The 26,276-nt window shown below is 53.2% G+C and carries 26 protein-coding genes and 3 tRNA genes; 24 read left to right on the plus strand and 5 right to left on the minus strand.

What is annotated here, in order from left to right:
* Window positions 1-30 precede the first annotated feature (30 nt).
* From JJE36_01550 to JJE36_01630, 17 genes are all read left to right on the plus strand, one after another.
* Complete coding sequence (locus JJE36_01550) at window positions 31-1,044, plus strand: peptidylprolyl isomerase (GenBank protein MBK5211003.1); 1,014 nt, start codon at window positions 31-33, stop codon at window positions 1,042-1,044.
* Between the two features lie 10 nt (window positions 1,045-1,054).
* Window positions 1,055-1,930 (plus strand): nucleoside triphosphate pyrophosphohydrolase, encoded by an 876-nt coding sequence (gene mazG, locus JJE36_01555; protein ID MBK5211004.1) that lies wholly within the window; start codon window positions 1,055-1,057, stop codon window positions 1,928-1,930.
* Window positions 1,927-3,219, plus strand: a complete 1,293-nt coding sequence (gene eno / locus JJE36_01560; GenBank protein MBK5211005.1) for a phosphopyruvate hydratase — start codon at window positions 1,927-1,929, stop codon at window positions 3,217-3,219. The genes mazG and eno overlap by 4 nt, the downstream gene beginning before the upstream one ends.
* A 21-nt stretch (window positions 3,220-3,240) precedes the next feature.
* A complete protein-coding gene (locus JJE36_01565; protein MBK5211006.1) occupies window positions 3,241-4,107 on the plus strand; it encodes a hypothetical protein in 867 nt (288 codons plus the stop codon).
* A gap of 3 nt (window positions 4,108-4,110) precedes the next feature.
* Window positions 4,111-4,572 carry a septum formation initiator family protein gene (locus tag JJE36_01570; GenBank protein ID MBK5211007.1) on the plus strand — a complete coding sequence of 154 codons (462 nt, stop codon included), beginning with the start codon at window positions 4,111-4,113 and terminating at the stop codon, window positions 4,570-4,572.
* 49 nt (window positions 4,573-4,621) lie between these two features.
* Window positions 4,622-5,059, plus strand: a complete 438-nt coding sequence (locus tag JJE36_01575) for a DUF501 domain-containing protein (protein MBK5211008.1) — start codon at window positions 4,622-4,624, stop codon at window positions 5,057-5,059.
* A complete protein-coding gene (locus JJE36_01580; protein ID MBK5211009.1) occupies window positions 5,050-5,958 on the plus strand; it encodes a Ppx/GppA family phosphatase in 909 nt (302 codons plus the stop codon). Before JJE36_01575 ends, JJE36_01580 begins: the two co-directional genes overlap by 10 nt.
* A 60-nt stretch (window positions 5,959-6,018) precedes the next feature.
* A tRNA-Leu gene (locus tag JJE36_01585) sits at window positions 6,019-6,094 on the plus strand.
* Between the two features lie 172 nt (window positions 6,095-6,266).
* Window positions 6,267-7,244, plus strand: coding sequence for a selenide, water dikinase SelD (gene selD, locus JJE36_01590; protein MBK5211010.1), 978 nt, complete (start codon window positions 6,267-6,269; stop codon window positions 7,242-7,244).
* A gap of 67 nt (window positions 7,245-7,311) precedes the next feature.
* Window positions 7,312-7,650: a sulfurtransferase-like selenium metabolism protein YedF gene (yedF, locus tag JJE36_01595; protein MBK5211011.1), complete on the plus strand. Its 339-nt coding sequence runs from the start codon at window positions 7,312-7,314 to the stop codon at window positions 7,648-7,650.
* 86 nt (window positions 7,651-7,736) lie between these two features.
* Window positions 7,737-9,152, plus strand: a complete 1,416-nt coding sequence (locus tag JJE36_01600) for an L-seryl-tRNA(Sec) selenium transferase (protein MBK5211012.1) — start codon at window positions 7,737-7,739, stop codon at window positions 9,150-9,152.
* Window positions 9,131-11,065 (plus strand): selenocysteine-specific translation elongation factor, encoded by a 1,935-nt coding sequence (gene selB, locus JJE36_01605; protein MBK5211013.1) that lies wholly within the window; start codon window positions 9,131-9,133, stop codon window positions 11,063-11,065. Before JJE36_01600 ends, selB begins: the two co-directional genes overlap by 22 nt.
* A 43-nt stretch (window positions 11,066-11,108) precedes the next feature.
* A tRNA-Sec gene (locus tag JJE36_01610) sits at window positions 11,109-11,205 on the plus strand.
* 44 nt (window positions 11,206-11,249) lie between these two features.
* On the plus strand, window positions 11,250-11,702 hold the full coding sequence (locus JJE36_01615; protein MBK5211014.1) for a hypothetical protein: 453 nt from the start codon (window positions 11,250-11,252) through the stop codon (window positions 11,700-11,702).
* A 5-nt stretch (window positions 11,703-11,707) separates the two neighbouring features.
* Window positions 11,708-12,439: an ATP-binding cassette domain-containing protein gene (locus tag JJE36_01620; protein MBK5211015.1), complete on the plus strand. Its 732-nt coding sequence runs from the start codon at window positions 11,708-11,710 to the stop codon at window positions 12,437-12,439.
* Complete coding sequence (gene fetB, locus JJE36_01625) at window positions 12,432-13,241, plus strand: iron export ABC transporter permease subunit FetB (GenBank protein ID MBK5211016.1); 810 nt, start codon at window positions 12,432-12,434, stop codon at window positions 13,239-13,241. The genes JJE36_01620 and fetB overlap by 8 nt, the downstream gene beginning before the upstream one ends.
* Window positions 13,242-13,395: 154 nt before the next feature.
* Window positions 13,396-14,397 (plus strand): polyprenyl synthetase family protein, encoded by a 1,002-nt coding sequence (locus tag JJE36_01630; protein MBK5211017.1) that lies wholly within the window; start codon window positions 13,396-13,398, stop codon window positions 14,395-14,397.
* A gap of 7 nt (window positions 14,398-14,404) precedes the next feature.
* On the opposite strand, the gene JJE36_01635 is transcribed toward JJE36_01630, so the two are convergent.
* The 3 genes from JJE36_01635 to JJE36_01645 are packed head-to-tail and all read right to left on the minus strand — an operon-like array spanning window position 14,405 to window position 16,644.
* Entirely contained in the window at window positions 14,405-15,292 is an 888-nt protein-coding gene (locus JJE36_01635; protein MBK5211018.1) for an ABC transporter ATP-binding protein, read from the minus strand.
* Between the two features lie 4 nt (window positions 15,293-15,296).
* Window positions 15,297-15,974, minus strand: coding sequence for an energy-coupling factor transporter transmembrane protein EcfT (locus JJE36_01640; protein ID MBK5211019.1), 678 nt, complete (start codon window positions 15,972-15,974; stop codon window positions 15,297-15,299).
* Window positions 15,955-16,644 carry an energy-coupling factor ABC transporter permease gene (locus JJE36_01645; GenBank protein MBK5211020.1) on the minus strand — a complete coding sequence of 230 codons (690 nt, stop codon included), beginning with the start codon at window positions 16,642-16,644 and terminating at the stop codon, window positions 15,955-15,957. The genes JJE36_01640 and JJE36_01645 overlap by 20 nt, the downstream gene beginning before the upstream one ends.
* Window positions 16,645-16,827: 183 nt before the next feature.
* Here JJE36_01645 and JJE36_01650 point away from each other — a divergent pair, with 183 nt between their 5' ends.
* From JJE36_01650 to JJE36_01665, 4 genes are all read left to right on the plus strand, one after another.
* Window positions 16,828-17,718, plus strand: a complete 891-nt coding sequence (locus tag JJE36_01650; protein ID MBK5211021.1) for a LysR family transcriptional regulator — start codon at window positions 16,828-16,830, stop codon at window positions 17,716-17,718.
* 71 nt (window positions 17,719-17,789) lie between these two features.
* The gene (locus JJE36_01655; protein MBK5211022.1) at window positions 17,790-18,767 is read left to right on the plus strand and encodes a peptidoglycan-binding protein; all 978 of its coding nucleotides are present in this window, start codon (window positions 17,790-17,792) and stop codon (window positions 18,765-18,767) included.
* Between the two features lie 72 nt (window positions 18,768-18,839).
* Window positions 18,840-19,886, plus strand: coding sequence for a C40 family peptidase (locus tag JJE36_01660; protein MBK5211023.1), 1,047 nt, complete (start codon window positions 18,840-18,842; stop codon window positions 19,884-19,886).
* Between the two features lie 43 nt (window positions 19,887-19,929).
* Window positions 19,930-22,797, plus strand: coding sequence for a PBP1A family penicillin-binding protein (locus JJE36_01665; protein MBK5211024.1), 2,868 nt, complete (start codon window positions 19,930-19,932; stop codon window positions 22,795-22,797).
* Between the two features lie 14 nt (window positions 22,798-22,811).
* On the opposite strand, the gene JJE36_01670 is transcribed toward JJE36_01665, so the two are convergent.
* Window positions 22,812-23,069 carry a DUF1462 family protein gene (locus tag JJE36_01670; protein ID MBK5211025.1) on the minus strand — a complete coding sequence of 86 codons (258 nt, stop codon included), beginning with the start codon at window positions 23,067-23,069 and terminating at the stop codon, window positions 22,812-22,814.
* A 345-nt stretch (window positions 23,070-23,414) separates the two neighbouring features.
* Between JJE36_01670 and JJE36_01675 the strand changes: the two genes are divergently transcribed.
* Window positions 23,415-24,353 carry a NapC/NirT family cytochrome c gene (locus JJE36_01675; protein MBK5211026.1) on the plus strand — a complete coding sequence of 313 codons (939 nt, stop codon included), beginning with the start codon at window positions 23,415-23,417 and terminating at the stop codon, window positions 24,351-24,353.
* Window positions 24,354-24,505: 152 nt separating this feature from the next.
* Window positions 24,506-24,582 (plus strand) — tRNA-Pro (locus tag JJE36_01680).
* 65 nt (window positions 24,583-24,647) lie between these two features.
* Here JJE36_01680 and JJE36_01685 read toward each other — a convergent pair.
* The gene (locus JJE36_01685) at window positions 24,648-25,421 is read right to left on the minus strand and encodes an SDR family oxidoreductase (protein ID MBK5211027.1); all 774 of its coding nucleotides are present in this window, start codon (window positions 25,419-25,421) and stop codon (window positions 24,648-24,650) included.
* A gap of 80 nt (window positions 25,422-25,501) precedes the next feature.
* Between JJE36_01685 and JJE36_01690 the strand changes: the two genes are divergently transcribed.
* The gene (locus JJE36_01690; protein ID MBK5211028.1) at window positions 25,502-26,200 is read left to right on the plus strand and encodes a DUF2085 domain-containing protein; all 699 of its coding nucleotides are present in this window, start codon (window positions 25,502-25,504) and stop codon (window positions 26,198-26,200) included.
* Window positions 26,201-26,276: the final 76 nt, after the last annotated feature.

Raw genomic sequence — 26,276 nt, forward strand, 5'->3', positions numbered from 1 at the left:
TATAATTTTGAATTGCTTTAGGGAGAGTTAATGCAAAAAAACGGACCGACTTCACATGTGCTAGTTGCCGTTCTCTGTGTCACCTTGCTTTCCGGTGTGTTGGTCGGGTGTTCGGATTCCGGCAAGAACGCCGCGAAAGTCAACGGCACGCCGATTACCACGGTGGCGCTCGATGCCGAAGTGGCAAAACTCAAAATTCAACAACCTTCGATTTTCAAATCGGGCTCGGGCACGAGTGAAGGGACGATTCGTTCCACACTTCTTGATGAGTTGGTCGACCAAGAGTTGCTCACGGAAGAGGCGAAGAAACAAAATATCACCGTCACCGATGCCGTGGTGGCGCAAAATCTCGCAAGTTTGAAAGCGGGCTATAGCGATGATGCGCAGTTCGAGGCAGCGCTGAAAAGTGCCGGATACACGCTCGATACGATTCAGGCTGAAGTAAAGTGGGAGCTCATGTCGAACGCGATTCTTGCCAAACTCGTTCCGGTGTCCTCTGTCACCGATAAAGAGGCGCTCGCCTATTACAACAGCAATAAAACCAAGTTCAAAGTCGATGCGGCAAAGCGTTCGTCGCATATTCTATTCGCCGCCAAAGACGAAGCGACCGCGAAGAAAGTACTCGAGCAGCTTCAGGAAGGTGCGAATTTCGCCGCCATGGCCAAGGAGTATTCGACCGATACCGCAAGTGCGCAAAACGGCGGAGATCTCGGTTGGCCGACGCAGTCATACGCGACTGAATTTCAAAATGCCGTCGACAAGCTCGGGAAAGGCGAAATGTCGGGGCTTGTGAAGAGCTCCTTCGGATGGCACATAATCAAAGTGACCGATACCCGTAAAGCCGGGCAAGAAAGCTTCAAGGCCGCAAAAGAAACCGTTGTACAAACGCTTCTCTCCTCCAAACGCCAATCAGCGAACAGTACGCTCGTTAAAAAGTTGAGATCTTCGGCAAAAATCGAGATTCTCGACCCCGTGGCGAAAAAAGCGAAATCTGCTGCCTCCACAAGCGGCAGTGCAAGTGCCGCTACACTGTCGACCAAGTAAAATGATGGGTATGTCTCCTGTGAACAATCAAAATGGCGCTGATGATCCCGGCGCCATTTTTGCGGAATTCGTCGATACCATTGCGGTTTTGCGGGCTCCCGGCGGATGTCCTTGGGATGCAAAACAAACGCATATCTCAATAGCTCCGAATATGCTCGAAGAAGCGTATGAGGCGGTCGATGCCATCGAGAAGAAAACTCCCGATGCGCTCAAAGAGGAACTCGGCGACGTGCTTTTGCAGGTGGTGCTGCAGGCTCGAATCGCCGCCGATGAACAAGAATTCGATATATCCGACGTCATCGAGTCGGTGCAAGAAAAAATCATACGAAGACATCCGCACGTATTCGGCGACGGAACGTCTGAAATCGCCCATGGAATGGACGGTATCGGCGAAATAAATAATGAGGAAGATGTCGCTGTGTTGTGGGCGGCGATAAAGCGCGGCGAAAAAGCGTCCGCCGATGTGCCGGCCGGCTTATTCGACGATGTCGCTTTTTCCCTGTCTGCCTTAAAGCTCGCCGCCGATATTTCGAAAAAGGCGGTTCATGCAGGTTTTGAGTGGCCGACGGTCGGAGGCGTCATCGACAAAATCGATGAGGAAATCGTTGAATTTTGTGAAACGGAACCCGGAACGGACGAGGCATCCGAAGAACTAGGCGATATACTGTTTACGGTAGTTAATCTTGCGCGAAAGTATGCTATCGATCCGGAGATGGCGCTACGCTCCACCTGTCGTAAGTTCATCGAGCGTTGGCAACATATGGAGAGATTTGCGGCGCAGGAAAACAAAACGCTGGATGAATGTCCGGTCGAAGAGCAAGAAAAGTTTTGGCAACAAGCAAAAATCCATTTGGGGAACAAAGGACAAGAGGAGAGACGGGCATGAGCGACATAATCGATGTTTACGCACGCGAAATTTTGGATTCACGCGGCAACCCGACACTCGAAGTCGAGGTCGTTCTCGACGATGAGTGCATGGGCCGTGCTGCAGTTCCCTCGGGAGCTTCTACCGGAGCGTTTGAGGCCGTTGAACTTCGCGATGGTGATAAAGGGCGCTATTTAGGCAAAGGCGTGCTCACCGCCGTGGATAACGTCAACGGTCCGATTGCCGAGGAGCTTATCGGAATCGATGCGAGCGATCAGCGTCTCGTCGATGCGATTCTCATCGAAGCCGACGGTACTCCCAATAAAAGCAACTTTGGGGCAAACGCCATTCTCGGCGTATCCCTCGCCGCTGCAAAAGCGGCGGCGCAATCGACGGAATTGACCCTTTACAGTTACCTCGGTGGGGTCAATGCTTCAAAAATTCCCGTCCCCATGATGAACATCATGAACGGAGGGGCCCACGCCGACAACAATGTCGATTTGCAAGAGTTCATGATCATGCCGGTCGGAGCTCCGACGTTTGCGGAAGGGCTTCGTTGGTGCACGGAGATTTATCATACGCTCAAGAGCGTTCTCAAGGCTCGCGGTCTTTCGACCGCCGTCGGTGATGAAGGCGGATTCGCCCCCGATCTCGATTCTAACGAAGCTGCTTTGCAAGCAATCGTCGAGGCGGTTGAGACGGCCGGTTATGAGCTGGGAACGGATATTCGTTTCGCGCTCGATCCTGCGGCTTCAGAAATTTATGATGCAGAGCGGAAAGTGTATATGCTCAAGGGTGAGGGTCGTGAACTCAGCTCGGCTGAAATGGTCGATTTTTGGGAAGACCTTTGCAATCGCTATCCGATTATTTCAATTGAAGACGGTATGGATGAAGAAGACTGGGACGGTTGGAAGTTGCTGACCGATCGTCTGGGCGCTCGAGTCCAACTCGTCGGCGACGATTTGTTCGTCACCAACACCGAACGTCTCAAGAAAGGCATTTCGCTCGGTGTTGCAAACGCAATCCTCATAAAGGTCAACCAAATCGGTACGCTCACCGAAACGCTCGAAGCCATTGAGACGGCGAAGCAAGCCGGCTATGCGTGCATCATCTCGCACCGTTCGGGAGAAACGGAAGACACGACGATTGCCGATTTGGCAGTCGCCACGAATGCGGGCCAGATCAAAACGGGTGCGCCGGCGCGCAGCGACCGTGTCGCGAAGTACAACCAGCTTCTGAGAATCGAAGAGGAACTCGGAGAATCAGCCGTCTATCCGGGACTCGAGGCCTTTTACAATATCAAGGCGTAAAGAACCAGCGAGGACATTCCTATGAAATTCCTGACCCCTGATGCTCGTTTCGGTGCAACGCTCGAATCGTTACTCGATCGGCGTGAACGTGCGGCGATTCACGAGGGGTCGGCTTTCGGCGAACACGTGTTGTCTCGAAAGCTCATCTCGGGCCTTGCTCCTTATGTACACGCAGGTATCGAAGTGCTCGAGGTCGACCCTGGCCCCGGGCATCTGACGAAAGGGTTGCTCAAATGCGGTGCGCGAATCACCGCACTCGAGCCGTCTCCTCTGTTCGTCAGTGATTTGCAGGCGCTCGGTGACGGCGAGAACTTGACGATTTTCGAGGGATTTACCGAAAATCTTCCCGGGGATGCTCACTTCGATGTCGCTTTAGTGTCCTTTCCCGCACGGCGGGGGGCGGGGTTGCTTGCGCTCGTCAACGAAATCGCTCCTCTCGTAGCCGGAAAGGTACTCGTCGTTTTACCGGATGACGGCTCGCTTGATTGGGCGTATCTTTCGCGCGCCTGTGCTATCGAGGGTTTCCAAGTCCGCACCGAGTTTTACATCGAAAGTGAAAAGATATCGATTCATGATATGAAACGAGCCGTATTGTTGGTGATTGAAAAAGTCGGTCCTTATCGCGACTTGCGTCTCGACGGTGTGTGGGAACTCGAAGCTCGCACGATCCACGTTCCCTATCCCGTTCCTCGGGGGGCGGCGACTCGGCTTGTGCGCTACTTCGTCGCCGGAGGAGACAGGGCGGTACTCATCGCCACCGAACCGCTCGGGCTCAATCGCCTCTATGGTAATCTCCGCACCGCTGCGCATCGAATCGCGCGAGATGAAGTAACCGTTCGCAGAGTCGACGATGGAGTACAACTCATGCTTATTCCGAAGACGGATTGATCGATGTCGGATACACCGCGTCGACGCGGTAAAACTAAAGCGGATTCAACTGCGCAAAAAGCGGGCATTTCATTTTTCGCGCGTAAACGCGTTTTGATTCCTTTGGCGAGCTTGGCGATTCTTGCTGCAATCGGCTTCATGTATTATGCCCCTCTCAAAATTTTGTATCGGGAGGCTCGCCAGGAGCGTGTTTTGCGCGAGCAACTCGTGGCAGTTCAGCAGTATAACGTGACCGTAAAACAAGAAATTGTCTCGCTTGAAACCACGGAGGGCACAGAGGATTACGCCCGTAGCCAACTCGGACTGGTAAAAAAAGGCGATCATATGGTGGTGGTTCTTCAGGGTGGGAAAAGAGTGACCGTTTCGGAACAATCACGCGAGAAGCAAATACAAGAACTTGAAGTTACGGCAAAACCCTTCGGCATATGGACTCCGTTTTTAGATGCACTCTTCCAGATTAAATAGTATTGTTTCACGCCAACTCGGACGGTCGCCGCGATTGCCGTGGCGTGTCGTGAAGACCTGCCGTTTCGAGTTTCCCCAAGTAATCGTTTCCCCCTCGTTGCTCGATGACGGAGACAGATTTCCGAACTGGGCGTATTTGTCCTGTCCCCATTTGGTTCGAAAAATCTCTCGAATCGAGGCGGAGGGCGGAGTTTCCCGGTGGGCTGCTCGCGTTTCGAGTGAGGAGAATCTTCGCAGCTGTCTCGAGCGACTCGATACGGAAGTTCGAGAAGTGCGTCTTCTTGAATGCCGCAGCTCAGGTCAAGACGATGATGTGTGCGAAGATGTCGGTTTGGCCGGGCAACGCAATATCTACGGCGTGAAATGTCTGCACATCCATGTGGCCTATGCCTTGGCGGGTCTCCATGATCCTATCGGAAATGAAATTCTTGAAGAATTGCGCTTCGAAGGGAACGAATCATGCAAAGGGGGAGAACCATGCGCATAGCTGCAATCGATATCGGCACCGTTACGGCGCGTCTGCTCATCGCCGATGTGTATGAGGGCGTGATCGGCGAGGTCGTTCGCGATATCGAAATCACACAACTCGGCTCACGCCTATCTCAGAGTGGGGCGTTAAGTGATACCGGTATGCAAAACGTGTATGAAGCAGTGCGGCGTTTTGTGGTGAAAATTTCAGAGAGCAAAGTCGACAAGATCATCTGCACCGCCACGAGTGCGGCTCGCGACGCACATAACGGCGAGGCGTTCAAAGTCGGCTTGCGCGCCTGCGGCATCGAGCCTCATATCATTTCCGGACAAACGGAGGCGAGACTCTCCTTTCGCGGTGCGACCTACCGGAGACGGGGCGACGATCTCCTCGTCATCGATCCCGGCGGAGGTTCGACTGAATTCATTTTTCGAGCCGGTGAAAACGATGCCGTCATCGCACAGTCGATGGATATCGGCTCCCGTCGTCTCACCGATATGTTCATCCGTCATGACCCGGTATCACCGGAAGAACTTGCAGACATTCGGACTTACATCAAAAAAATCGCCGGTGAATATTTCTTGAAGTTGCCTCATGCTCCGCGCGAGCTCGTCGCGGTGGCGGGGACTGCGACCACGTTGGTGACCATGAAATATGAGATGGCGGACTATGATCCTCTTTTCGTTCACGGGAAGGTCATAACGCGCGAGGATTTATCGCATAGTATCGAGCAACTTTGCGCAAAAACGCAAAAAGAGCGCGAAGCTATGCCGGGGCTCGAACCGAAAAGAGCTTCGGTGATATTGGCCGGATGTCTGATAATAGAACAGGTATTGGAGATTTCGCGCCTTTCGATGCTTACCATTAGCGATTACGACATTCTCTATGGCATAATTTTGAGTGTTGATTTATTCTAGAAAAGTGTGAATTGCGTGGCGTGTGTGCGGATTGTCGTCCGCACGTCATGAAAACTGCATGGGGGTGTATTCCAACGGCAGAGAAAGAGGACTTAAAATCCTTACAGTGTGGGTTCGAATCCCACCACCCCTACCACTGCAAAACCACGTCGCTTGATCTTTTCGAGATTGAGCGGCTGTTTTTCGAATCGATACCGTGAATTGCGGATATAATCAAAATCATGGATGAAGCAAAAAAAATACGCCTGACTCAAATGTCGAGCAAAGCCGGTTGAGCAGCGAAGTGGGGTCCGGCGGATCTCAAAGCGGTGCTGGATAAAATCGATCCCGGACAGAGCGACAATCTCATGCTCGGGTTCGAAACAAGCGACGATGCGGCTGTCTACAAGCTAACCGACGACATCGCCGGCTTGATGACGATTGACTTTTTCACGCCGATTGTCGATGACCCCTATGACTTCGGCCGCATCACCGCGGCCAACGCGCTTTCGGACATATACGCCATGGGAGGCAAACCGCTCACCGCGTTGAACATGATTGCGTTTCCGTGTTCTTTGGGTCCCGACATCGTCGGCGAAGTGGTGCGGGGCGGCGCCGAGAAAGTCGCGGAAGCCGGTGCAGTCGTCGTCGGCGGACACACGATAGACGATAAAGAACCGAAGTACGGTCTCTCGGTCTTCGGAGTCGTGAATCCTCTCAAGGTGCTTCGTAACAAGGGAGCGCGTGAGGCTGACGCAATCGTCGTCACCAAGGCGCTTGGCACCGGTCTATGGGGAACAGCCATTAAGCGCGGTGTGGCCGACGAGACAACCGCCCACGAGGCAATCGAATCCATGGCCAAACTCAATAAATACGCATGCGAGGCTCTCGAGGGAGTCGATGTCCATGCCCTTACCGACATCACCGGGTTCGGACTCGCCGGTCATCTGCACGAAATGGCGGAGGCGAGCGGTGTGGCCGCCCACATTGAGACGGAGTGCATACCTCTACTCGAGCAGGTCTATGAACTTTCAACCGGGAATGTGGTTCCGGGTCGCACGGCGGATATCATCGCTTGGACCCGAGAGTTTTTATCCTGGTCGGCCGAAAGTTATTCTCAGGAGGAGCGCCGCACGTGGATGCAAATTCTCTGTGATCCTCAAACAAGCGGCGGGCTTATGATTGCAATGCCTCAAAACCAGGTTGAAACGTATTACGACAATCTCATCCGTATCGATTCGGATGCGATATGCGCAGTCGTCGGAACGTTCGAGCACGGAACTCCGGGCAAAATCACCATTAATTAGCTCGAAATATTTCTCAAATATCAATTATTATTATAATAACTATCAGCACTTTCAAAAAGGAGGCGGTATGAAAAAATTCATGGTGCTTGCAACAGACGCAATCGGCAAGGGGAACGATGAGCTCGGCGCGATTCTCACACGTGTTTTTTTGACTTGTTTGGGGCAGGGGGAAGAGGTGCCCGAAGTTCTCGCTCTCATGAATGCAGGCGTTAAGTTGGCGTGTGAGGGCTCCGAAGTCCTCGATGAGCTCAGGGCCGTTGAAGCGCGAGGCGTGAAGATAAAAGCCTGTGGAACGTGTCTCGACTTTTTCGGAATCCGTGAGCAACTGATGGTCGGTGAGGCGGGAAAGATGCCCGATACCGTCGCAGCGCTCATGACGGCCGAGGACTCGATTGTAATCTCTTAAAAGAGCGCCTCGTTTCGGGTCCGTTTGTTGAAGCCGCAGGCGCGATTCAGGGATACATACGCTACAATGCAAGTATGAAAACAAACATCACCACACAAGACCTTTTCAGATCATTGCCCAAGGTCGATGAAGTTCTCTCCGCGGAACAAGTCGCCGCGCTGCTACCGGCGGTTCCGCGCTCGGTGGTGCTTACTTCGGCACGTACTGCGATAGAAAATATGCGATCTGCCATCGCCACCGGGTCGCGAGCAGAACCGGTGTCACTTGCCGAAGTGGTGGCGGATACCATCTCAAGTGCACATATTCGTATGCAACCTTCGTTGCGAAGAGTCATCAATGCAACGGGTATAATCATTCACACGAATTTGGGACGGAGCATTTTGGCCGATTCGGCCGCCGAAGCGGTGCAAGAGGTAGCCTCGCATTATTCGACATTGGAATACAACTATGAAAGAGGCGTCCGCGGCTCACGCCATGATCATGTAGAGTCTCTTCTTTGCGAGCTCACCGGAGCTGAGGCGGCTCTTGCGGTCAACAACAATGCGGCGGCGGTCATGATGTGTATCGCTTGTTTTTCACGTGGCCGGGAGGCAATCGTTTCTCGGGGGCAACTCGTCGAAATCGGCGGTTCGTTTCGTGTTCCCGACATCATGGCGGAGTCCGGTGCGCACATGGTGGAAGTGGGAGCGACGAACAAAACGCATCTTAAAGACTACGAAAATGCGACCAATGAGAAAACAGGTTTGTATCTCAAGGTCCATTCGTCCAATTACCGCGTGATCGGATTCACTTCGGAAGTCGAACTCGCCGAGCTTGTGGACCTCGGTGCGAAACATGACATTCCGGTTATGGAGGACCAAGGGTCCGGTGTTTTGCTCGATTTGAGAAAGTACGGTTTGCCCTATGAACCGACGGTTTCCGAATCGGTGAAAGCAGGGGCGAGCATCGTGACTTTTTCGGGAGATAAGCTTCTCGGGGGTCCCCAGGCAGGTATCATCGTCGGCAAATCTGAGGCGATTGCCCGGTTGAAAGCCCACCCTCTCGCCCGCGTGCTTCGTCTCGATAAGATGACCTTGGCCGCGCTGGAAGCCACGTTGATGATTTATCGCGATGAAGACAGGGCGGTTGAAGAAATTCCCACGCTTCACGCTTTGACGATGGATCTCGAAGAGTGCAAGACACGTGCGAACGGACTCGCCGAGTCTCTCCTCGAAGCTTTGAGAAAAGAAGGTCTACTCGGCACTGTGGATATTTCCGTCGATGTCGATATCGCTCGCGCCGGCGGAGGGTCGCTGCCTTTGGCCGACATTCCGACCGCTGTACTCTCGTTGAGATTCGAAGACGTTTCCGCCACTGAAGTCGAGCGTCTCTTGCGTATCGATTCGCCGGTTCCCATCGTCGCGCGTATAAACGATGAGAGATTGCTCATCGATCCGCGTACGTTCGTGTCTGATGATGCATCTGTCGTCGTGGAGCAACTATGCAAAATACTGCGCCGCTGATTCTGGGCACCGCCGGTCATATCGACCACGGAAAATCAACTTTGATAAAGGCTTTGACGGGCGTGGACCCCGATCGCCTCGCCGAAGAAAAAGAGCGAGGCATCACCATCGAACTCGGTTTCGCCGAGTTGGTGACACCGAAAGGTGTGCACTTCGGCGTCGTCGATGTTCCCGGACATGAGAAGTTCGTGCGCCACATGGTTTCCGGTGCCGCCGGAATCGATGTCGCATTGCTGGTAATCGCTGCCGATGACGGAATCATGGTGCAAACGCGTGAGCATGCGGCCATTCTCAATTTGCTCGGTGTGGAACATGCGGTCGTCGCATTGACTAAAATCGATAGGGTCGAGGCGGACTGGGCCGATCTCGTCGAAATGGATATAGAAACCCTTTTAGAGGGAACTCTTCTCGAAGGGTCGCCCGTCGTTCGCGTTTCATCGACGACCGGACGCGGCATCGAGGCGTTGCTAAGCGCACTCGACGACACTGCCGAAAAGATTGCTGAGCGGGGACGGACAAACAATACGTCCGTCGCTCGGCTTCCGATCGATCGCGTTTTCACCATCTCGGGGGCCGGGACGGTCGTGACGGGCACGTTATGGTCGGGGGCGATAGTGCTCGGCGATGAGCTGGAAGAGGTGTCCGCACACAAGAAAGTCCGCGTGCGCGGTATCCAAGTCCATAACGTCGATGTAGAACAAGCGTTGGCCGGAATGCGTGTCGCACTCAATCTATCGAATATCGATAAGTCCGAGGTATCTCGGGGCGACATGCTTGCCACGCGGGGTGCGCTTCGCGAAACGAATATCTTCAACGCAATCTTTACCTACATCGGCTCCGAGTCCTCGGAAAGCGACACCAAGCCGTTGAAGAGCGGGACTCGTGTTCACGTCCATCATGGAACCGTCGCAACTGTCGGCCAGATTTTTTTCTTCGACGAAAAGTCGATCCGGCCGAACCGGAGCGTCTTCGCTCAGATACGTTTGGAAAAACCGATAGCTCCCGTTTATCTCGACCATTTCATCATTCGAAGCTTTTCACCGGTTTTCACCATCGGAGGAGGCGTCGTCCTCGATGCGTCTCCTGCAAAGCGTACGCGAATCTCTGCCGATGAGCACGACTTGCTCGAGGCGCTTGCGAGTCGAGATTACGAAAAGGCCGCATGCGAACTCCTCGTCGTCAAAAAGGAACCCCTGAGCAGTGCGATGATTGCCGGGCTGCTCGGATGCGAGCGGAGCCGCGTTGCAACTGCGCTCAATACTTCGAACGCAGCGCGCATCAAAGTCGCCAAAGAGACGCTGTTCGTCGATCCTCTCGTATACGACCATGTCGCCGCAGCGATAAAGACCGAGCTTCTCGCGCTCTACGACAGGTATCCTTCTGAGCATGCTTTCTCCCTTCCGATGCTCAAAGACCGAGTCGATACGCGGATGACACCGGAGGTTTTTGCGGCATTCGCCGAAATCGCCGCCGAAGCGCCGGAAATCGAACTTGTCGCCGGTCGAATCAGCCATTCCGGGGCCGCGTCGAATATCCATGCGCTCGAAGATGAGATTGCACGACAGGCGCTCGCTCGTATCGGGCACCGGGGGTTGGAAGTCGAAACGACCGCTGAACTGGCGAGAGCGCTGGGGGCGGATTCAAAGTTCGTCGGTCGCATTCTCGGACGAATCGCCTCCGAAGGGGGACTCATCCGCCTCGCGGGGGATTTGCATTTTTTGCCCGGAGATGTCTCAAAAGCTGAAGAAATCGTGAAGAAGGCACTGCGAGATGCGACTGCCGAGGCACCCGTATCTGCCTCGGAATTGTGCGCTGCAATGGGTTTGAGCAGGAAGTATGCCATTCCGCTTCTCGAGTACTTCGATTCGCAGGGTGTTACGCGTCGAATCGGCAATGGGAGAATTCTCGTTTGACAATGGGCGTGATTATTCCCACAATGGTAAAGCTTGTAAACTCGGAGCCGGATTCGTCCTGGTGGGCGACGCGGCCTTCAAAGCCGTCGTGAGGGGTGAAGAACTTCTCGGGTGTGTTCGATTCGCACACGGTTCCGCCACCATCTTTATGCACTACCCCTAGGTGTCATTATTCGGAGCAAACGTGAAGCGTAGATATGTGGTCGTTCTTGTGTGTATCGTGTTGATGGGCACAGGCACTGCGGTGCTGAGCGGATGTTCCGCGAAAAAAAGCACTGCGAATGCGGCGGACGCTTCACAGGTGGCTGAGGTCGGAGCGACCGTCAACGGAGAGATGAAAGCAGGCTATCCGGAAAGCCTCCCCCTTTGGAGCGGTGCGACGGTCGTCAGTTCGAAGCATACCGACAAAGGGCAGTTCAATGTATATGAACTCAATATGACGACCACGGCGAGCTACAGCAAAGTCGTGTACGGCTACGGAAAAGGACTGCAAAACGCCGGTTGGGATGCCAGAAGTCTCGGAGGAGACGGAACATCGACGGCAATCTCGGCGACTAAAGGCTCCCTCGAAGCCGCCATTACCATCTCAAAAGATAAGAGCGGACTGACATCGATAGTGATATCGGTTCAGATGTAACGAGAGTGATGTTTCAAGTCGAGCACATAACAGTCGAGTTGGTCGGTGACGAGGGTACGTTTCTCGCCGTCGACGATGTCTCCCTTACGCTTGAAAGTTCACAAATAGTCGATATCGTCGGACCGAGTGGCGCCGGAAAGTCCACCTTTTTGCATGCCCTTGCTCTTCTCGTCCCCTATCGTAGCGGAGACCTTATCCTCGACGGGCGACGAGTCTCTTCATTTGCGCCGACTGAGTGGCGCAGCCTCGTCGCTCTCGTTCAGCAAAAGCCTACCTTGATCGAGGGGTCGGTACAAACGAATTTATTGCTCCCTTGGACGTTGAAAGTACGAAGAGAGCACAAGCAACCTTCCTTTGAAGAAATGCGAGAATTACTCGACCGAGCCGATTTGTGCGATATATCGCTCGAGCGATCGGTTTTTAAGCTATCCGTCGGTCAACAAGCGCGTATTGCATTCATCCGTACCTTGCTCACCTCTCCTAAAGTCCTTTTGCTCGATGAGGTCGACGCCGCTCTGGATGTCGACTCGACGCGGGCGATAGGCGGACTGGTCACTGCATTTTCTCGGCAAGGCGGAGCGGTGTTGCGGGTTCGACATAAAATCGATGATGGGCGCGCATCGTATCGTTGTACGTTCGAAGACGGATGCGCCGGCGTTCTCGAGAGCGTGTCTTCGCCCGGGAATGTAGCGTATGCAGACGATATTTCTTGCAGTGAGACAGTACCCCATGAATAGTTCGGGAATCATTCATATCGCTCCATGGCAACTCGGCCTTGCCTCGGTGTTCATCGTTGCTTCGATTGTGGTCATTTGGGTTATGAGATTCGGGCTGGGCAAGCGACTGGCATGGGCGGCGGTCAGAAGCTATGTGCAAGTGCTCCTTCTCGGCTATGTGCTGTCATGGCTGTTTCATCTCGATAGCGGACTCATGGTCATCGCGGTGCTGCTCATTATGTCCGGTGTCGCAGCCGTCACCGTGTCGAGGCGCGTCGGCGAGGTGCCGGGCAAAATCATGCGCGCGACGTTCGCGGTGCTTTTCGGCGTGTGCGTACTCATCACCTTCACCGTCACCGGTCTTATCGTGCAAGTGCATCCGTGGTATTTGCCGAGGTATGTTATCCCTGTGGCCGGCATGGTTCTCGGCAACTCGATGGCGAGTGTCGCCATTGCGCTCGAGCGGGTGTTTCGTGATCTCGATGCACGTAACGATGAGATTCGCGGGCTCGTGGCATTGGGGGCCACTCCGCGCGAGGCGGCCGATGCGTCGATTCGATCCTCTCTCATCGCCGGTTTGATTCCGAGCATAAACACTCTTGCAACTGCCGGGGTCGTGTTCATCCCGGGAATGATGTCGGGGCAGATTCTCGCGGGAACGGCGCCTGGCGTTGCCGCTCCGTACCAAATAATCATCCTTTTCATGGTCACCGCCGCATCGCTGTTCAGTTCGACGGCAGCGATATTGCTCGTATATAAGCATCGTTTCAATAAGCTCGGTGCCTATATCGATAAAGGTGTTCGGGAGCTTTCCGGAACTTAAGGTTCAAAAGGGTGCCGGGAGGCGGAACCGAACGCCTTATCGCCACTCGCTAAAGGGTGGCTGTCTGTTACCATTAGGAAGTATTTCTGCAGAGATTTAATCGTCGACATGCAGGTGGGTGCTGTGATGTCGAGGAACAAAAGGAGTAGGTCAGATGGCGAGCTTCGAGCGCTTTTTAAAAACCAATCACAAGCGGGTCGATCAGCATATCGCGACGTACTTCACCAATCGGCCCAATGCCGACATGAACCGCTATCTTTACGGTCCGCTGGCAGAATATAGTGCCAATTCAGGTAAGCGTCATCGCCCGCTCATCTGTCAGCTCGCATGCGAGGCCGTCGGCGGAAACCCCGTCAATGCTCAGCGTTCCGGTGCTGCAATCGAGCATTTCCATACCGCTGCTCTCATCCATGACGATATCGAAGACGACGCTCTCACGCGCAGAGGCGAACCGTGTTTGCACATAAAAGAGGGCGAAGCGCTCGCGATAAATGCGGGGGACTTGGCCCTTTCGTTGGTCACAGGCTCGGTCCTTTCCGATGAGCGGCTCGATAATGAGACGAAACTGCGGGTGCTTCAAGAACTCATAGATATGACGACTCGTACCATCGAGGGACAAGCTCTCGATATCGGGTGGGGTCGTGACAACCGTTTCGACTTGTCGGTCGAAGATTATCTGCTCATGGCACGTCATAAGACGGCGAGCTACTCGGGCGCCATACCTTTGGCGGTGGGTGCGATAATCGGTGGTGCGGATGAGGAAACCATCGAGTCTTTGCGAACTTTCGGGATGGCTGCCGGTCTCGCATTCCAAATCCAAGATGATTTGATCAATCTGATCGGTTCCGATAAGAGCAAAGATTTTCGCCTCGACATCACCGAGGGGAAGCGAACGCTTATAGCGATTCATGCGCTTGAGCACTCCGAACGAAGTGATCGCCTGTTGACGATTCTCGAGACGCGCACCAAAGATACCGTTCTTCAGGCCGAAGCAGTCGAAATCATGCGTGATGCCGGTTCGCTCGCATATGCAGACGATTACGCCCATAAGCTTGTCACCGATGCAAAAGCAGAGCTTGAAATCGCGCTGCCGGAATCAAAGGCAAAGGGCATCTTGTTTTCGATGGCCGATTATTTCATCGAACGAAAAAAATAGAAGTGGCTTATTCTTTCGGAAAGTGTTTCACAAGCTCTTCCACTGCTTGAGGAATCGTCAAAGGCACTGAAAAAGGTGTCTTTGTTCGCCGTGAAAGCTCGGTGAACATTTCCGCCAATATAGGGGGATGGATATGGGATTCCCGCAGTATATCCACGTGTTCGAAAATCTCGTCGGGGGTACCTGCAAGTACGATTTCCCCGCCTGACGCGAGTACATAACAATAGTCGGCTATTTCTCCGATCGAGTCGATGTCATGAGTCGACATAACCATACTGACGCCTTGATTCTTGAGTTTGCACAAAACATCGACGACGGTTTTTCGCACAACTGAGTCGAGACCTTCGAAAGGCTCGTCGAGTATCAGCAGCTCAGGTCCGATTGCGAGTGCCCCGGCCAGTGCCACCCGACGCTTTTCACCTCCGGACAAACTTTGGGGCGTTCGGTGCAACAGCGCTTCGACCCCCAATAATTTCGCAACGCGTTGCACGGCCGGATCGATCGTGTCTTGAGGTCGATGATATTGGCGAAGCGAAAAAGCGATGTCATCGTAGACGGTCGGCATAATGAGCTGTTGGTCGACATTTTGTAAAACGACACCGATTCGCTCACGAATTTCGGGCCACTGTCTCGTCGGATCGAGACCGAATACTCGAACCGTTCCTTCTTGCGGTCGCAAGAGCCCGAGAAGGTGTTCGAGTAAGGTCGACTTTCCGGCTCCGTTGGGTCCGAGCAACACCGTCCGTTCACCTTTGTGCGCGCAAAAGTCCAGGCCACACATTTCAACCGATGCTCCGTCTTCATAAAAATGTTTTATGCAACTGACGTAGGCGACGTCGTTTGGGTGCGGACCGCCTCGAAGTGCGTGCGCATGTTTTTGTGGGGAACTTTCCATGGATTTATTCTTCCTTTCGATTACCGGACGCTGCGGTCGACCTCGCATCGGATGGTGGGGTTTCTCCCAGCACTATGTGACCGTCATATCCGCGCATGTACAAAATATCGTAGTCGGCTTCGGCGAGCGAGACCGAAAAGAGCATCAGATTTCCGAGAGCGGATGCCAAAGTCTGCAAAGCTTCGAGGGGGTGCCTCCAGCCGAGCACACCGCGCAGTCGGATTGCGCGCATGAGATTGCTGAGCTCATCGCCTAAGATGAAGAGAGTGCGATAGGTCAACAGCAATGCATCGTTCGCCAAACGGGGAAGAATGTGTCGCGTCATCGAGAAGATGACCGGATAGGGTGTGGTCAGGGTGAGCAGAATGCAAGCACATGCCGCGGTCGTGCCTTTGAGCATGATTGAAATCGAAGCAGAAGATCCGAGCTCTGTGGTCAGTGCGAGCAAAACTGTGAAGATGAGCGGGTAGGCGGAAAGTGTCAATACGAGCTTGAGAGGGAGTTTTGCCGTCACGGCGATGAGTATGAGAGCGAGAAATATGCAGCCCAAAGCCACGGGGTTCCATAACAGTACAACCGCCGTGATCACACAGACGAGTCCTAGCGCTTTCAGCGGCGGGGCAAGTCTATGCAAAAAGCTGTCTTTTGAGGTCGCCCAGTAATCAATCGTTGTGATTTTCATGTCGGCCTCCCTCTTTGGTCATGATTCCGGTGAGCAAGTTGGGTCGGACGGACGCGATATAGCGCAGAATGAATCCGGTCAATGTCGCCTCGATGAGCCAGCCTATCGGACCGAGCACGTAAACTGTTCTGGCAAATACTTTCAACGAGACCACTCCGCCCGCATGACTCGGGATACTCCCGGATATCGTCGAAACGACGCCGAGCATCAGAGTGGTTGAAATTGCGAGGGTGATCACGGTGACGATTCCGCCGATGAGCCCGATGTGTTTCGTGCCGAACAGTTTGACGAATGCACGAAAAAGAAGCGAACCGATGGTCATTTCCAGTGCGCCGAGCACGAGATTGATGCCGGCGACGGTTATGCCTCCATGCCCCACGAAAGCCAACACGATTTCGATGATGAGAGCGGCAATCGGAGACAGGAGCGGGCCGATGAGTGTGCCCGCCAATACGCTTAAGTTGACATGATAGGCCAGTGGGACGATTTCCAAGCTCATGGCGACGAGCATGAACGCCGATACCACGGCGAGCAGCGGAAGTTTTCTCAATATGTCCGGTTTCGATGATGCGATTCTGTTCGCGATGAAAATCCACGCGAGCGCGATAATCCATCCCGTTACCCAGACCCAAACCGGCAGTATGCCGTCCGGCAAATGTATGTGTGACATTCATGCTCCGTAGCGAAGATAGGTACCGAGAATATAGTTCAGTATAAAGCTTTCGCGTAACAATCCGATAGTTTCGAACCTCTGTAAGTATAACAAGGCCAAACACGATCATTAGATTACACTTATACTATTGAATACTATTGAAATAACTTATCGTCGGTTTTCTCACTGAAAGTTTTTCTTATGAATATACAACAGCTTAAAACATTCATAACCGTCGTCGATGCGGGATCGTTTTCCGCGGCCGCCCGCGTGCTCGGTGTTTCCCAACCGGCGGTGACGATGCAAGTGCAAAATCTCGAATCGGATATCAACCAGTCACTTCTCGACAGACGTTATCGACGAATCGAGTTGACGGAAGCCGGGAGAGTCCTCGTTCCTTACGCACGGGAAATGTTGTCGGAATCGCAAGCTGCGCGTGCAGAGATCAATGCGCTTTCCGGTGAGGTTTCGGGCCCTCTGCACATCGCTTTGAGCACAACGCCCGGTGATTATATAATTCCGAACCTCCTCGGCGAGTTTTTGCGTGAGTATCCCGATGTCACCGTACGGCTGACGGTGACGAATACCAATGAAGTGGTCGAGCACATCGAGGATAGAGATGCCGATATCGGCATGGTCGGAGCACTGTCGAAAAGCAGCTCGGTGAAATTCAAACAGATGGGATCGGACGAGTTGATTCTCATCACCGGTCCGGATACGCCGTTGGCAAAGCAGGACGGCGAAGTGGGTCTCAAAGAGTTGTCTTCATACCCCTGGGTCGCTCGAAGTGCCGATTCGGGGACCCAGCAAGTGGTGAAAGCTCTGTTCGTCAAAAAATCAATCGACTACGGAGCATTGCATTTCCTCGTCGAACTCGGAACGGGCGAGGCGGTCGTCAATGCTGTCGAAGGTGGACTCGGGATTGCCATCGTCAGCCGTTATGTAGCCGCAAACGCACTTGCATTGCGAACGATCGTCGAGATCGAGTGCGAGGAGCTCCCTTTGCCGCGACCCTTTTATTTAGTGACGCCGAAGAGAACACTCGCCCGTGCGGCAAGCGCGTTCGTAGACTTTTTGGCGACAAAGTTATAACGTTTTCATCATATGATCCAACTTGAGACTCGAGCATGATACACTGACGCCTGCAAAAGGAGATTTTGTGTATGAATGTAATTAAACACGGCTCACGCGGGTCGGCGGTTGAAGACATACAACGTAGGCTGATATACGTGGGATATTCGCTCGATACAACAGGCGTCGACGGTGTTTTCTTAAATGACACCGAGAAGACGCTCATGAAATTTCAGCTTGCAATGGGTCTCGAAGCGACGGGCGAAGTCGATTCGTGCACATGGTCGATGCTCGTCGATTCGACATTTGCATTCGGGGATCGCATGTTGTATCTGCGCTATCCTTTGTTTCACGGACGGGATGTCGAAATTCTTCAAGTCGCGCTTAACAGTCTCGGCTTTACGTGCGGAGATGTCGACGGCATATTCGGAACCTATACCGAACGGGCGGTCATAGAGTTGCAATCCAACATGGGCCTTCCCGCCGACGGCGTCGTGGGGCGTGAGACATTTTCCACGCTCAACAGCCTTAAGCATATGTGGGAAGGCAAGAAGGTCGTATCCCATTCATCGGCGCAGGCGACATCGACTCATCGAAATAAAGTTTTAGCGCATCTGGCGCTCGTCATCACGGCACAGGACCCGATGTCGTATCAAGTCGCTCGACGGATTAAAAACCTCGCGCAAGCGTCCTATGAGGATGCGAGTGTCACGACGATATGGGGAGAGTCGGTATCCTCAATCGGACCTGCGAAAGAGACGTACGAAAACCACGTCGCTTTCACCTTATATGAAGAGGACTCATCGCAGCCGACGACGGCCATTTCTTCGGTTGTACAGACCGGTTCTTCGGTCAAACTCGATTTGCAACTGGTGGAACTCGGGGAGCGAGAAGATGCCCTTATGGCATCGATTACCCCTCTAGTTGAAAAAGACCCATGTGGAAGTTTTGTGATTAAAATTCCTGCGAATACACTCGGTCATGGCTCTAAGCAGGGCTTTCAAAATATCGCCGTCTTGATACTGGACGCGGTGTGTGGCGCGTACGGTGATATTGACCGTGCAATTTGATACAATGTAAAAGCCGGCTCGGTTCTTGGGGCTACGGTGGAAATTAACCTATGTCAGGAGCTTATTCTGAATATGAAAAAGGTCATATCATTTATCGGAGCGTGTGCCATCGGTGTCCTGGCGTTCGGTGCCATGGGAACGAGTCTTTCCGGGGCGATTCCGGCCACCAAACTCCAAGAGGTCAAAGTCATCAAGGCACAAGTGGATGCGCTTGATACGAGGGTTGAAATTGCTTCCGAAAATTATAACGCAGCATCGGTTAATTACAATAAAGCCGTCGCGAAGCGTGTAACGGCCCAGGCCAAGCTCACCAAAACCAAAAAACGTCTCGATGTCGTCCAAGTCCATCTCGACGACCGGGCAAAATCCATGTACCGCCAAGGATCGGCGGGATTTGTCGAGGTGCTGTTCGGTGCCGAGAGTTTCGATGATTTCGCTTCCGTTTGGGGTATCTTGAACAACATGAACGAGGATGACGCCAAGTCGGCACAGGAGCTCAAGCAACTCAAAGCGGAAATGGTCTCTTTGACCGATCAGCTCAAGGCGGAGGAAAAAACTGCTGCGGCCGCTCAGGCGACCATGAAAAATAATAAAGACAGCATCGAGGCACAACTCGCTGAGCGTACGTCGATGCTCAAAGGTGTCCAAGCCGAGGTCGACGCGCTGGATCAAGCTGAAGCGGCGGCGGCGCTAAGCGCTGCTGCGGCCTCAGAAAGTTCCGGCGGCGGTTCTTCGGGTGGGGGCAGAACGTTCCCGTCTCCCACGAGAGCACCGAGAAGCCAAGTCGTCGCCATCGCAAAACGCTACCTGGGAGCTCCTTATAAATGGGGGGAGGACGGTTCGAATTCATTCGATTGCTCAGGATTGACGAGTTTCGTGTATCGTCAAGTGGGAGTGTCGTTGCCGCATAGCTCACGTGCGCAAATCAACGCACGTGGCACTCAGCGAGTGAGCCGTGCCGATCTTGCACCGGGTGACCTCGTGTTCTTCCACAGCCCGATCAGCCATGTGGGAATTTACATCGGTGGGGGACGCATGATTGAAGCACCGCATCACGGTGCCCGTGTGAGAATCGCATCGATAAGCGGTCGTGGTTACGTCGGAGCCTGTCGTCCATAATTGTTGAACTAGCTGTAGGGGTTAAGCCGCGGAAAGGGAGAACGTGAAGCGCACGAAAGCGTTGGTTTCTGTTGCGTTGAGCGCGCTATGTTTCGGAACTCTGGCCGTGTTGACGCCGATGGCGTACGCCGCGCATGTGGAGCCTTTGCCTCTACTCGCGTGGCGTTTTTTCATCGCCGCGCTTGTCATCGGATTTTTGGCCTACCGGCGCAATAAGCATGCGTTCAAAGTGCCCAAGCGCGATTTGGCACGCTATTTCGCTCTTTCGCTATTTGGGTACGGAGCTTCCTCGCTCGCTTTTTTCATTGCGCTTAAGCACGCCGGTTCCGCGGTGGTATCGGCTCTTCTGTATGCTTATCCCGCTATCGTGGCGCTTGCCGCTGTGGTTTTCTTCAAAGAGAAGTTGAATCGCAACAAAATAATCGCCATTATCGCGGTCGCCGTGGGATGCTCACTTGTCGTCGGTCTTTTCGGAGGGAAAGCATCCGCCGAGCCGCTCGGCATCATTCTTGCTCTCATGGCGGCATTTTGCTATGCCGCGTTCAATCTCATGTCGCAAAGGTGGCTTCCCGGACGGTCGTCGATGACGATGATGTCGTTCACGTTCGGATTTTCCGCCGTACTTTTCGTGATACTGTCATTGATCAGCGGTGGGCCGGCACTGCTCTTCAGTGCCATCGGTTGGTCGACTCGGGCGTGGGTACTCATGATACTCATCATCATTTTCCCCACGGTGGTAGCGATTTTGCTGTACTTGCGCGGCGTCAGACAACTCGGTGCTTCCGAGGCGGCTATCGTATCGACGCTCGAGCCTTTGTTCACCGTACTGTTCGCATGGCTTGCACTCGGACAAGTGCTCGGGTCCGTTCAGCTTTTAGGTGTGCTGCTGATCGTCGGAGGTATCGCCGCAAGCTCCATAGTCGGTAAAACGGCTGAACCGCCACCGACCGTTCCGTTGACGACCGATGAAATCCAACAAAATCAACAGCCTGAAAAACCGCCTTTGTCGAAGGGGGAAAGGCGTGGCAAAAAAATCTTCATTGCAGTTTTAAGTGTCATCGCCGTCCTCATACTCATTCAAGTCATTGTGATATCCGGTGTTGTGTGGCTGCTCAATCAACCCGCCCCCGACATTTCTTCGCACAACATTTCGGAGCGGTCTTCTCAAGATTCCATCGTCTACGGCGCCGACGGTAGCGTGCTCGCTACGTGGAAGGGCGATGAAGATCGGGCTATCGTTGCGTATGCAGCGATACCCCAATGCGTGAAAAATTCGACGGTCGCCATTGAAGACAAACGATTTTACGAGCATGGAGGGGTCGACGTAATCTCAATCGCCAGGGCGTTGAAGAGAAACACCGAAGCCGGGGTCATCAAACAAGGGGGAAGTACCATCACCCAGCAGCTGATTAAGATGCTCTATACCGGAGATAAACGTACGCTTTCACGCAAACTCCGAGAAGCCATCATGGCGACGCGTGTCGAGATGGTCTATGACAAAGATCGTGTTTTGGAGGGCTATCTCAACATGGCTTATTACGGGCAAGGTGCGTACGGAATCCAAAGTGCGGCAACCAAATATTTCAGCAAGGATGTGCAGAGACTCAATATTCAAGAAGCCGCCATGCTCGCCGGCCTCGTGCGGTCGCCGAGTGCCTATAATGCTTTCAAAAATCCGGGGCCCGTCAAGAAACGACGAGATTTAGTGCTCAGGGCGATGAACGAGCAGGGGATGATCACGGCGGCACAGTATGAGCTTGCGAAAAATTCTCCGCTCGGTCTTGTGCCTCCCAACTCAGTCTCGCAACAAGTGAAATATCCTTTCTTCGTTGATTACGTTCGGCGCGACCTCATAAGTAAGCTCGGTGAGGAGGCTGTCAATCACGGTGGACTCGCGGTGCGTACGACGTTCGATCCCGCTCTTCAAAATGCGGCGGAAGCGACAGCGAAGAAATTCAACAAAAATACCGACCCTGAAGTTTCCATCGTCACCGTCCGACAATCCGACGGAGCGGTATTGGCGATGGTCGGGGGACGCGATTGGGGACAGAACCAATATAACTTGGCCACACAGGGCAGAAGGCAGCCGGGATCTGCATTCAAGCCGTTTACGCTTATCACGGCACTCGAAAACGGAGTGTCACTCAGCAAAACGTATTCCACGGCGTCCTATTCGACTCCTGTCAAAGATGGGGTGTGGAAGGTTTCGAACTTCTCAGAGAGCATGACTTCGAGTTCGATGACACTTCGTCAGGCAACCGTGTGGTCGGTCAACACCGTATATGCGCGATTGATAATGCAGGTGGGGGCGAAAAAGGTCGCCGCTACGGCGAAAAAGATGGGGTTTTCAAGCGAGATCAATCCCGACCCGGCAATTGCGCTCGGTGGCTTGAAATACGGGGTATCTCCTCTTGAGATGGCATCGGCATATGCGACAATCGCCGATAATGGGCAACGGACACCGACGACGGGAATCGTTTCCGTCGTCGACCGTGACGGAAAAACGCTCTATAAGCCATCCTTGAAAAAGACGCGCATATATTCTGAAAAGACGGGAGTGCAAGTCGCATCCGTTCTGCACGAGGTGGTGGCAGACGGTACGGGGCAGGCCTCACGTATTTCTGAAAGTTCCGCCGGTAAAACCGGTACGACGCAATCGTATCGCGATGCATGGTTCGTCGGTTGGGCGCACGGTGTTTCGACCGCCGTGTGGATGGGGCATCCCGAAGCCCAAGTGGAAATGACTCATGTCAGGGGAAAAGCGGTCACGGGTGGAAGTTTCCCTGCGCAGATGTGGGCCCGATACATGCAAAGCGCCATCGAAATCCGTCCCCTTCAAGGTTGCCTTATGTCTGCGCACCAGCAAACGGTGACAGGCGGGCAAGGGGTCGATGTGGTGGCTGAGCCCTGAAAGACGTGCGGAGCTTAAGACCAGTTACTTTCGGGCGCATCGGCGAGGCGGGCGAGGCGGCTTTGCTCCTCCTCGATTGCACTTATGACTTTCGGCAGAGTAATCAAACCATCGTAAAAAATTGTTTCGTTGACCGTGGAAATCGGCCAAAACAAACTGCGCTCCTGTATTTCATGGATGAGTTTTTCACTGAGAAGAGACGGGTTTTCATTGACATCGACATACTCGACGTCGACATCGGGGTATCGGCGTTCGACTTCATCGCCGACCATTGCGGTGATCTCAGACTGAGACCATGAAGGGCCTCAACCGCCTGAAAAGCAGTTCGCTTCTTCGGGACGGTCGTACACTCTGATATGGATGGTTTTTACATTGGGAATCGACATGGGCTCAACTTTCTCATTAAAAGTATTTAGATTTTTCAATATAAAACATTTACGAACGAAATGAAAGGGCTTTGGGAAAATAGGGATATTCCTCATTTTTCAGTTCGAAAAAACAGCTCCGTATTATTGTGTTTAGCTGTGACTTCATATAAAGTTTATACTATATGGAATTTATGAGGAGATGCGTTTTCGAATACTCTTCATTTGTGGTTTGAGAAGGAGAAGATACGTATGGCTTGTCACCCAATAGCTGCGTTTAAAAACCCAGTGACTCGGCCGCGCGCAATCATTTGGACGGGAACGATTCTTGCATCGTTGTGCATGCTCGTGTTCGTCATGTTTGCAGCGACCACATCGTATTGGTTCTGCGCCGGCATTTGTCACAGCGTACAAGATGACACTATCGGTTCCTACCAGCGGTCCGCGCACAGCAATGTGTCTTGTATCGCATGTCACCTTCCCGCTAATGCGAATCCGCTCGTTTACGCAATCCACAAGGTGGAGGCTCTCCCCGAATTGCCGATGGCCATATTCGGCAACTACACTCTTCCGCTCAACGCCGAGAGTGAAGTCTCGATGAGCAAAAAGCTGTTCCCCGACACGCAGTGTACCCAGTGCCATGATTTGAGCACTCGTGAAGTCACGCCAAGTAGCGGAATCATCATCGATCACACGGCGCATGCCGATGAAGGCGTTCGTTGTACGATGTGCCACAACCGCGTAGCGCACAACGAATCCGGCGATTGGTCTCCGACCGGCGTCAACCCGAAAACTAAAGAGCCGAGCGCAAAGCATGCCGACTTCTTGACGATGACGGCGTGCTATCGTTGCCACGGTCTCGAAAAAGGTTCGCCTGCGCCCGGAACATGTTTGACATGCCATCCAAAGACTTTCAATTTCAAGCCGAGTGATCACGCGACCGCAGACTTCATGAAAAACCACGGTAAACTCGCCAAGGCTGAAGTCGAGAAGGTCGCCGAAGCGACCAAGGAAACGGGAGTCCCCTCGCCGACCGCGGATGAAAAATTTGCTTCAGTCGAAAAACTGGCTGCTCAAAAGAATGATAAGTCTTCCAAGGATGACGCGACGCTTGCTCCCGTCGGGACGATTGATCGCTGTTATAGCTGTCACGATAAGGCGACGTTCTGCGACAAGTGTCACGGCAAGTAGATTCTTCACTCGGAAGAGTTGCGATTCTTGCCACCGCAAGGATTGATAGCGAGAAAGAACGGTCTTGATGAAAGAGCCCCGATTTTTCGGGACTCTTTTTTTGTTGGATTCGAGATTTGAGTGTTATTCTAGAAAAGCGAGAAAAATAGCGTCGGGATGTGGCTCAGCTTGGTAGAGCGCTCGGTTCGGGACCGAGAGGTCGTGGGTTCAAATCCCGTCATCCCGACCATCTTTTTTGCAGGGAACGTTATATTCGGAGTCCGGCTGTGGCCGGGCTCTCTTTTTATATCGAAATCATTTTGCAAACGCGGATAAGATCGCGCGCCTCCAACTTCCCGGTATACGTGTCGCTATGCCGACGAGCAAGGCGAACTGTGTGCCGGGGATGATGACGGGTTTCTTGTTCATCAGTGCCTGGTATCCTTCGCGCGCGACTTGTCCGGGGTTGTATCCGTATTTTTCAAATGCATCGGTGGTGCGCACGGTATGCGCTCGCTTGGCAAATCCGGTTTTCGCCGGTCCCGGGCAGATGGCCGTCGCGCTGAGATCCCCCTTATGTGCAATCTCGATGTTGAGCGTTTCGGTGAAAGAGAGTACGAATGCTTTCGTTGCCGAATAAACACCGAGGTAGGGTGTGGGGAGAAATCCGGCAATCGAGCTGACGTTGGCTATGCGTCCGTACCTGCGGACTGCCATATCTCGGGCGAATAAGTATGTCAATGAGGTGAGTGTTGTGATATTGAGTGAAATCATGTTGAGCTGATCTTCGAGACGGAGTTCGAGAAATTCTCCCTCGAGTCCGTATCCGGCGTTGTTGACGAGAAAATCAACGGTGGTGTGCGTAGCGGCCAGCTCGTTATAAATCTCTTCTGCTGCGTCCGGTCTTGAGAGGTCTTTGACAATCACCGTGGTTTTCACGTCGGCGAACTCGGCAGCCACAGATTCGAGCTTCTCTCTGTTCTGTGCAACGAGTACGAGGTCGTATCCGTCCGCCGCAAAAAGGCGTGCGAATTCATGGCCGAATCCTCCGCTTGCGCCGGTGATGAGTGCGGTTTTTCGATTATCCATAATCGCTCCTTGTTATTGAGTGCGGTGGTAAGATTCACTGTAGTCTTAAAGAGATAAAAACAGGAGGAATCGGAAATTTCATGCATGCATTTCTCAATTATATCTTTTTGGTCGGTTCGGGATTATGCCACCAAATACCTGCGCGCTCGTTATTTTTCAATGGCGTGCAGCTGCCGCTTTGCGCACGTTGCACAGGGATCTATGTCGGCTTCATCGTAGCATTCCTCATTTTGGCATTTGCGTACCGTTCCGCGAATCGGCGCGGAGGCTTATCCTGGTTCTATTATCCGGTCGGCGTGGTGTTGATTCTTCCCATGATTTATGACGGGTTTTCTTCTTACCTGGGCTTTCGTTCGACGACCAACGGACTTCGACTCGTCACGGGCGCCGCGTTCGGAGCGGCACTGGCTCCGATCATCTATGCCCTCATCGCGGATGCGCTCATGGCGAGAGGCGAGGAGACCGAGGTACTCGGGGATGTTTCGGGCAGAGTACTTTATTTGTGTGCCGTTCCCTTGACGGTCATGGGTGTACATGTCGTCGGGGATATTTCGGTCTTTGTTTTGTATTTCCTGGTGGCACTGAGCGTACTCTCGCTCTTTACGTTGACGGCGCTGGCGGTCGTTGCGACATTGCCCCCGTATTATCGCACGGTTTCAAACGTGCGCACGGCCCTTCTGCCGTGCGCCATCGCGTTGATTCTCGGTGTCGCGATTTTATTCGGAACATGGCAACTGCAAACCGAAATTCATAGAATGATCGGTTATTCGTCGGTGTAGGCATGCCTCAATTTATAAAGACGTGTATAAAGACGTGTACTATAATGGGACGTAAAAGATATGTTGCGTCGACACG

The sequence above is a fragment of the Coriobacteriia bacterium genome, from assembly GCA_016649875.1.
In the GTDB taxonomy this organism is placed as follows: domain Bacteria; phylum Actinomycetota; class Coriobacteriia; order WRKU01; family JAENWW01; genus JAENWW01.

What these genes read in the sequence shown, in the direction of transcription:
- JJE36_01550 (MBK5211003.1), top strand. Translation starts at nt 31, where the DNA reads ATGCAAAAAAACGGACCGACTTCACATGTGCTAGTTGCCGTTCTCTGT.
- mazG (MBK5211004.1), top strand. Translation starts at nt 1,055, where the DNA reads ATGTCTCCTGTGAACAATCAAAATGGCGCTGATGATCCCGGCGCCATT.
- eno (MBK5211005.1), top strand. Translation starts at nt 1,927, where the DNA reads ATGAGCGACATAATCGATGTTTACGCACGCGAAATTTTGGATTCACGC.
- JJE36_01565 (MBK5211006.1), top strand. Translation starts at nt 3,241, where the DNA reads ATGAAATTCCTGACCCCTGATGCTCGTTTCGGTGCAACGCTCGAATCG.
- JJE36_01570 (MBK5211007.1), top strand. Translation starts at nt 4,111, where the DNA reads ATGTCGGATACACCGCGTCGACGCGGTAAAACTAAAGCGGATTCAACT.
- JJE36_01580 (MBK5211009.1), top strand. Translation starts at nt 5,050, where the DNA reads ATGCGCATAGCTGCAATCGATATCGGCACCGTTACGGCGCGTCTGCTC.
- yedF (MBK5211011.1), top strand. Translation starts at nt 7,312, where the DNA reads ATGAAAAAATTCATGGTGCTTGCAACAGACGCAATCGGCAAGGGGAAC.
- selB (MBK5211013.1), top strand. Translation starts at nt 9,131, where the DNA reads ATGCAAAATACTGCGCCGCTGATTCTGGGCACCGCCGGTCATATCGAC.
- fetB (MBK5211016.1), top strand. Translation starts at nt 12,432, where the DNA reads ATGAATAGTTCGGGAATCATTCATATCGCTCCATGGCAACTCGGCCTT.
- JJE36_01630 (MBK5211017.1), top strand. Translation starts at nt 13,396, where the DNA reads ATGGCGAGCTTCGAGCGCTTTTTAAAAACCAATCACAAGCGGGTCGAT.
- JJE36_01635 (MBK5211018.1), bottom strand. Translation starts at nt 15,292, where the DNA reads ATGGAAAGTTCCCCACAAAAACATGCGCACGCACTTCGAGGCGGTCCG.
- JJE36_01640 (MBK5211019.1), bottom strand. Translation starts at nt 15,974, where the DNA reads ATGAAAATCACAACGATTGATTACTGGGCGACCTCAAAAGACAGCTTT.
- JJE36_01645 (MBK5211020.1), bottom strand. Translation starts at nt 16,644, where the DNA reads ATGTCACACATACATTTGCCGGACGGCATACTGCCGGTTTGGGTCTGG.
- JJE36_01650 (MBK5211021.1), top strand. Translation starts at nt 16,828, where the DNA reads ATGAATATACAACAGCTTAAAACATTCATAACCGTCGTCGATGCGGGA.
- JJE36_01655 (MBK5211022.1), top strand. Translation starts at nt 17,790, where the DNA reads ATGAATGTAATTAAACACGGCTCACGCGGGTCGGCGGTTGAAGACATA.
- JJE36_01660 (MBK5211023.1), top strand. Translation starts at nt 18,840, where the DNA reads ATGAAAAAGGTCATATCATTTATCGGAGCGTGTGCCATCGGTGTCCTG.
- JJE36_01670 (MBK5211025.1), bottom strand. Translation starts at nt 23,069, where the DNA reads ATGGTCGGCGATGAAGTCGAACGCCGATACCCCGATGTCGACGTCGAG.
- JJE36_01675 (MBK5211026.1), top strand. Translation starts at nt 23,415, where the DNA reads ATGGCTTGTCACCCAATAGCTGCGTTTAAAAACCCAGTGACTCGGCCG.
- JJE36_01685 (MBK5211027.1), bottom strand. Translation starts at nt 25,421, where the DNA reads ATGGATAATCGAAAAACCGCACTCATCACCGGCGCAAGCGGAGGATTC.
- JJE36_01690 (MBK5211028.1), top strand. Translation starts at nt 25,502, where the DNA reads ATGCATGCATTTCTCAATTATATCTTTTTGGTCGGTTCGGGATTATGC.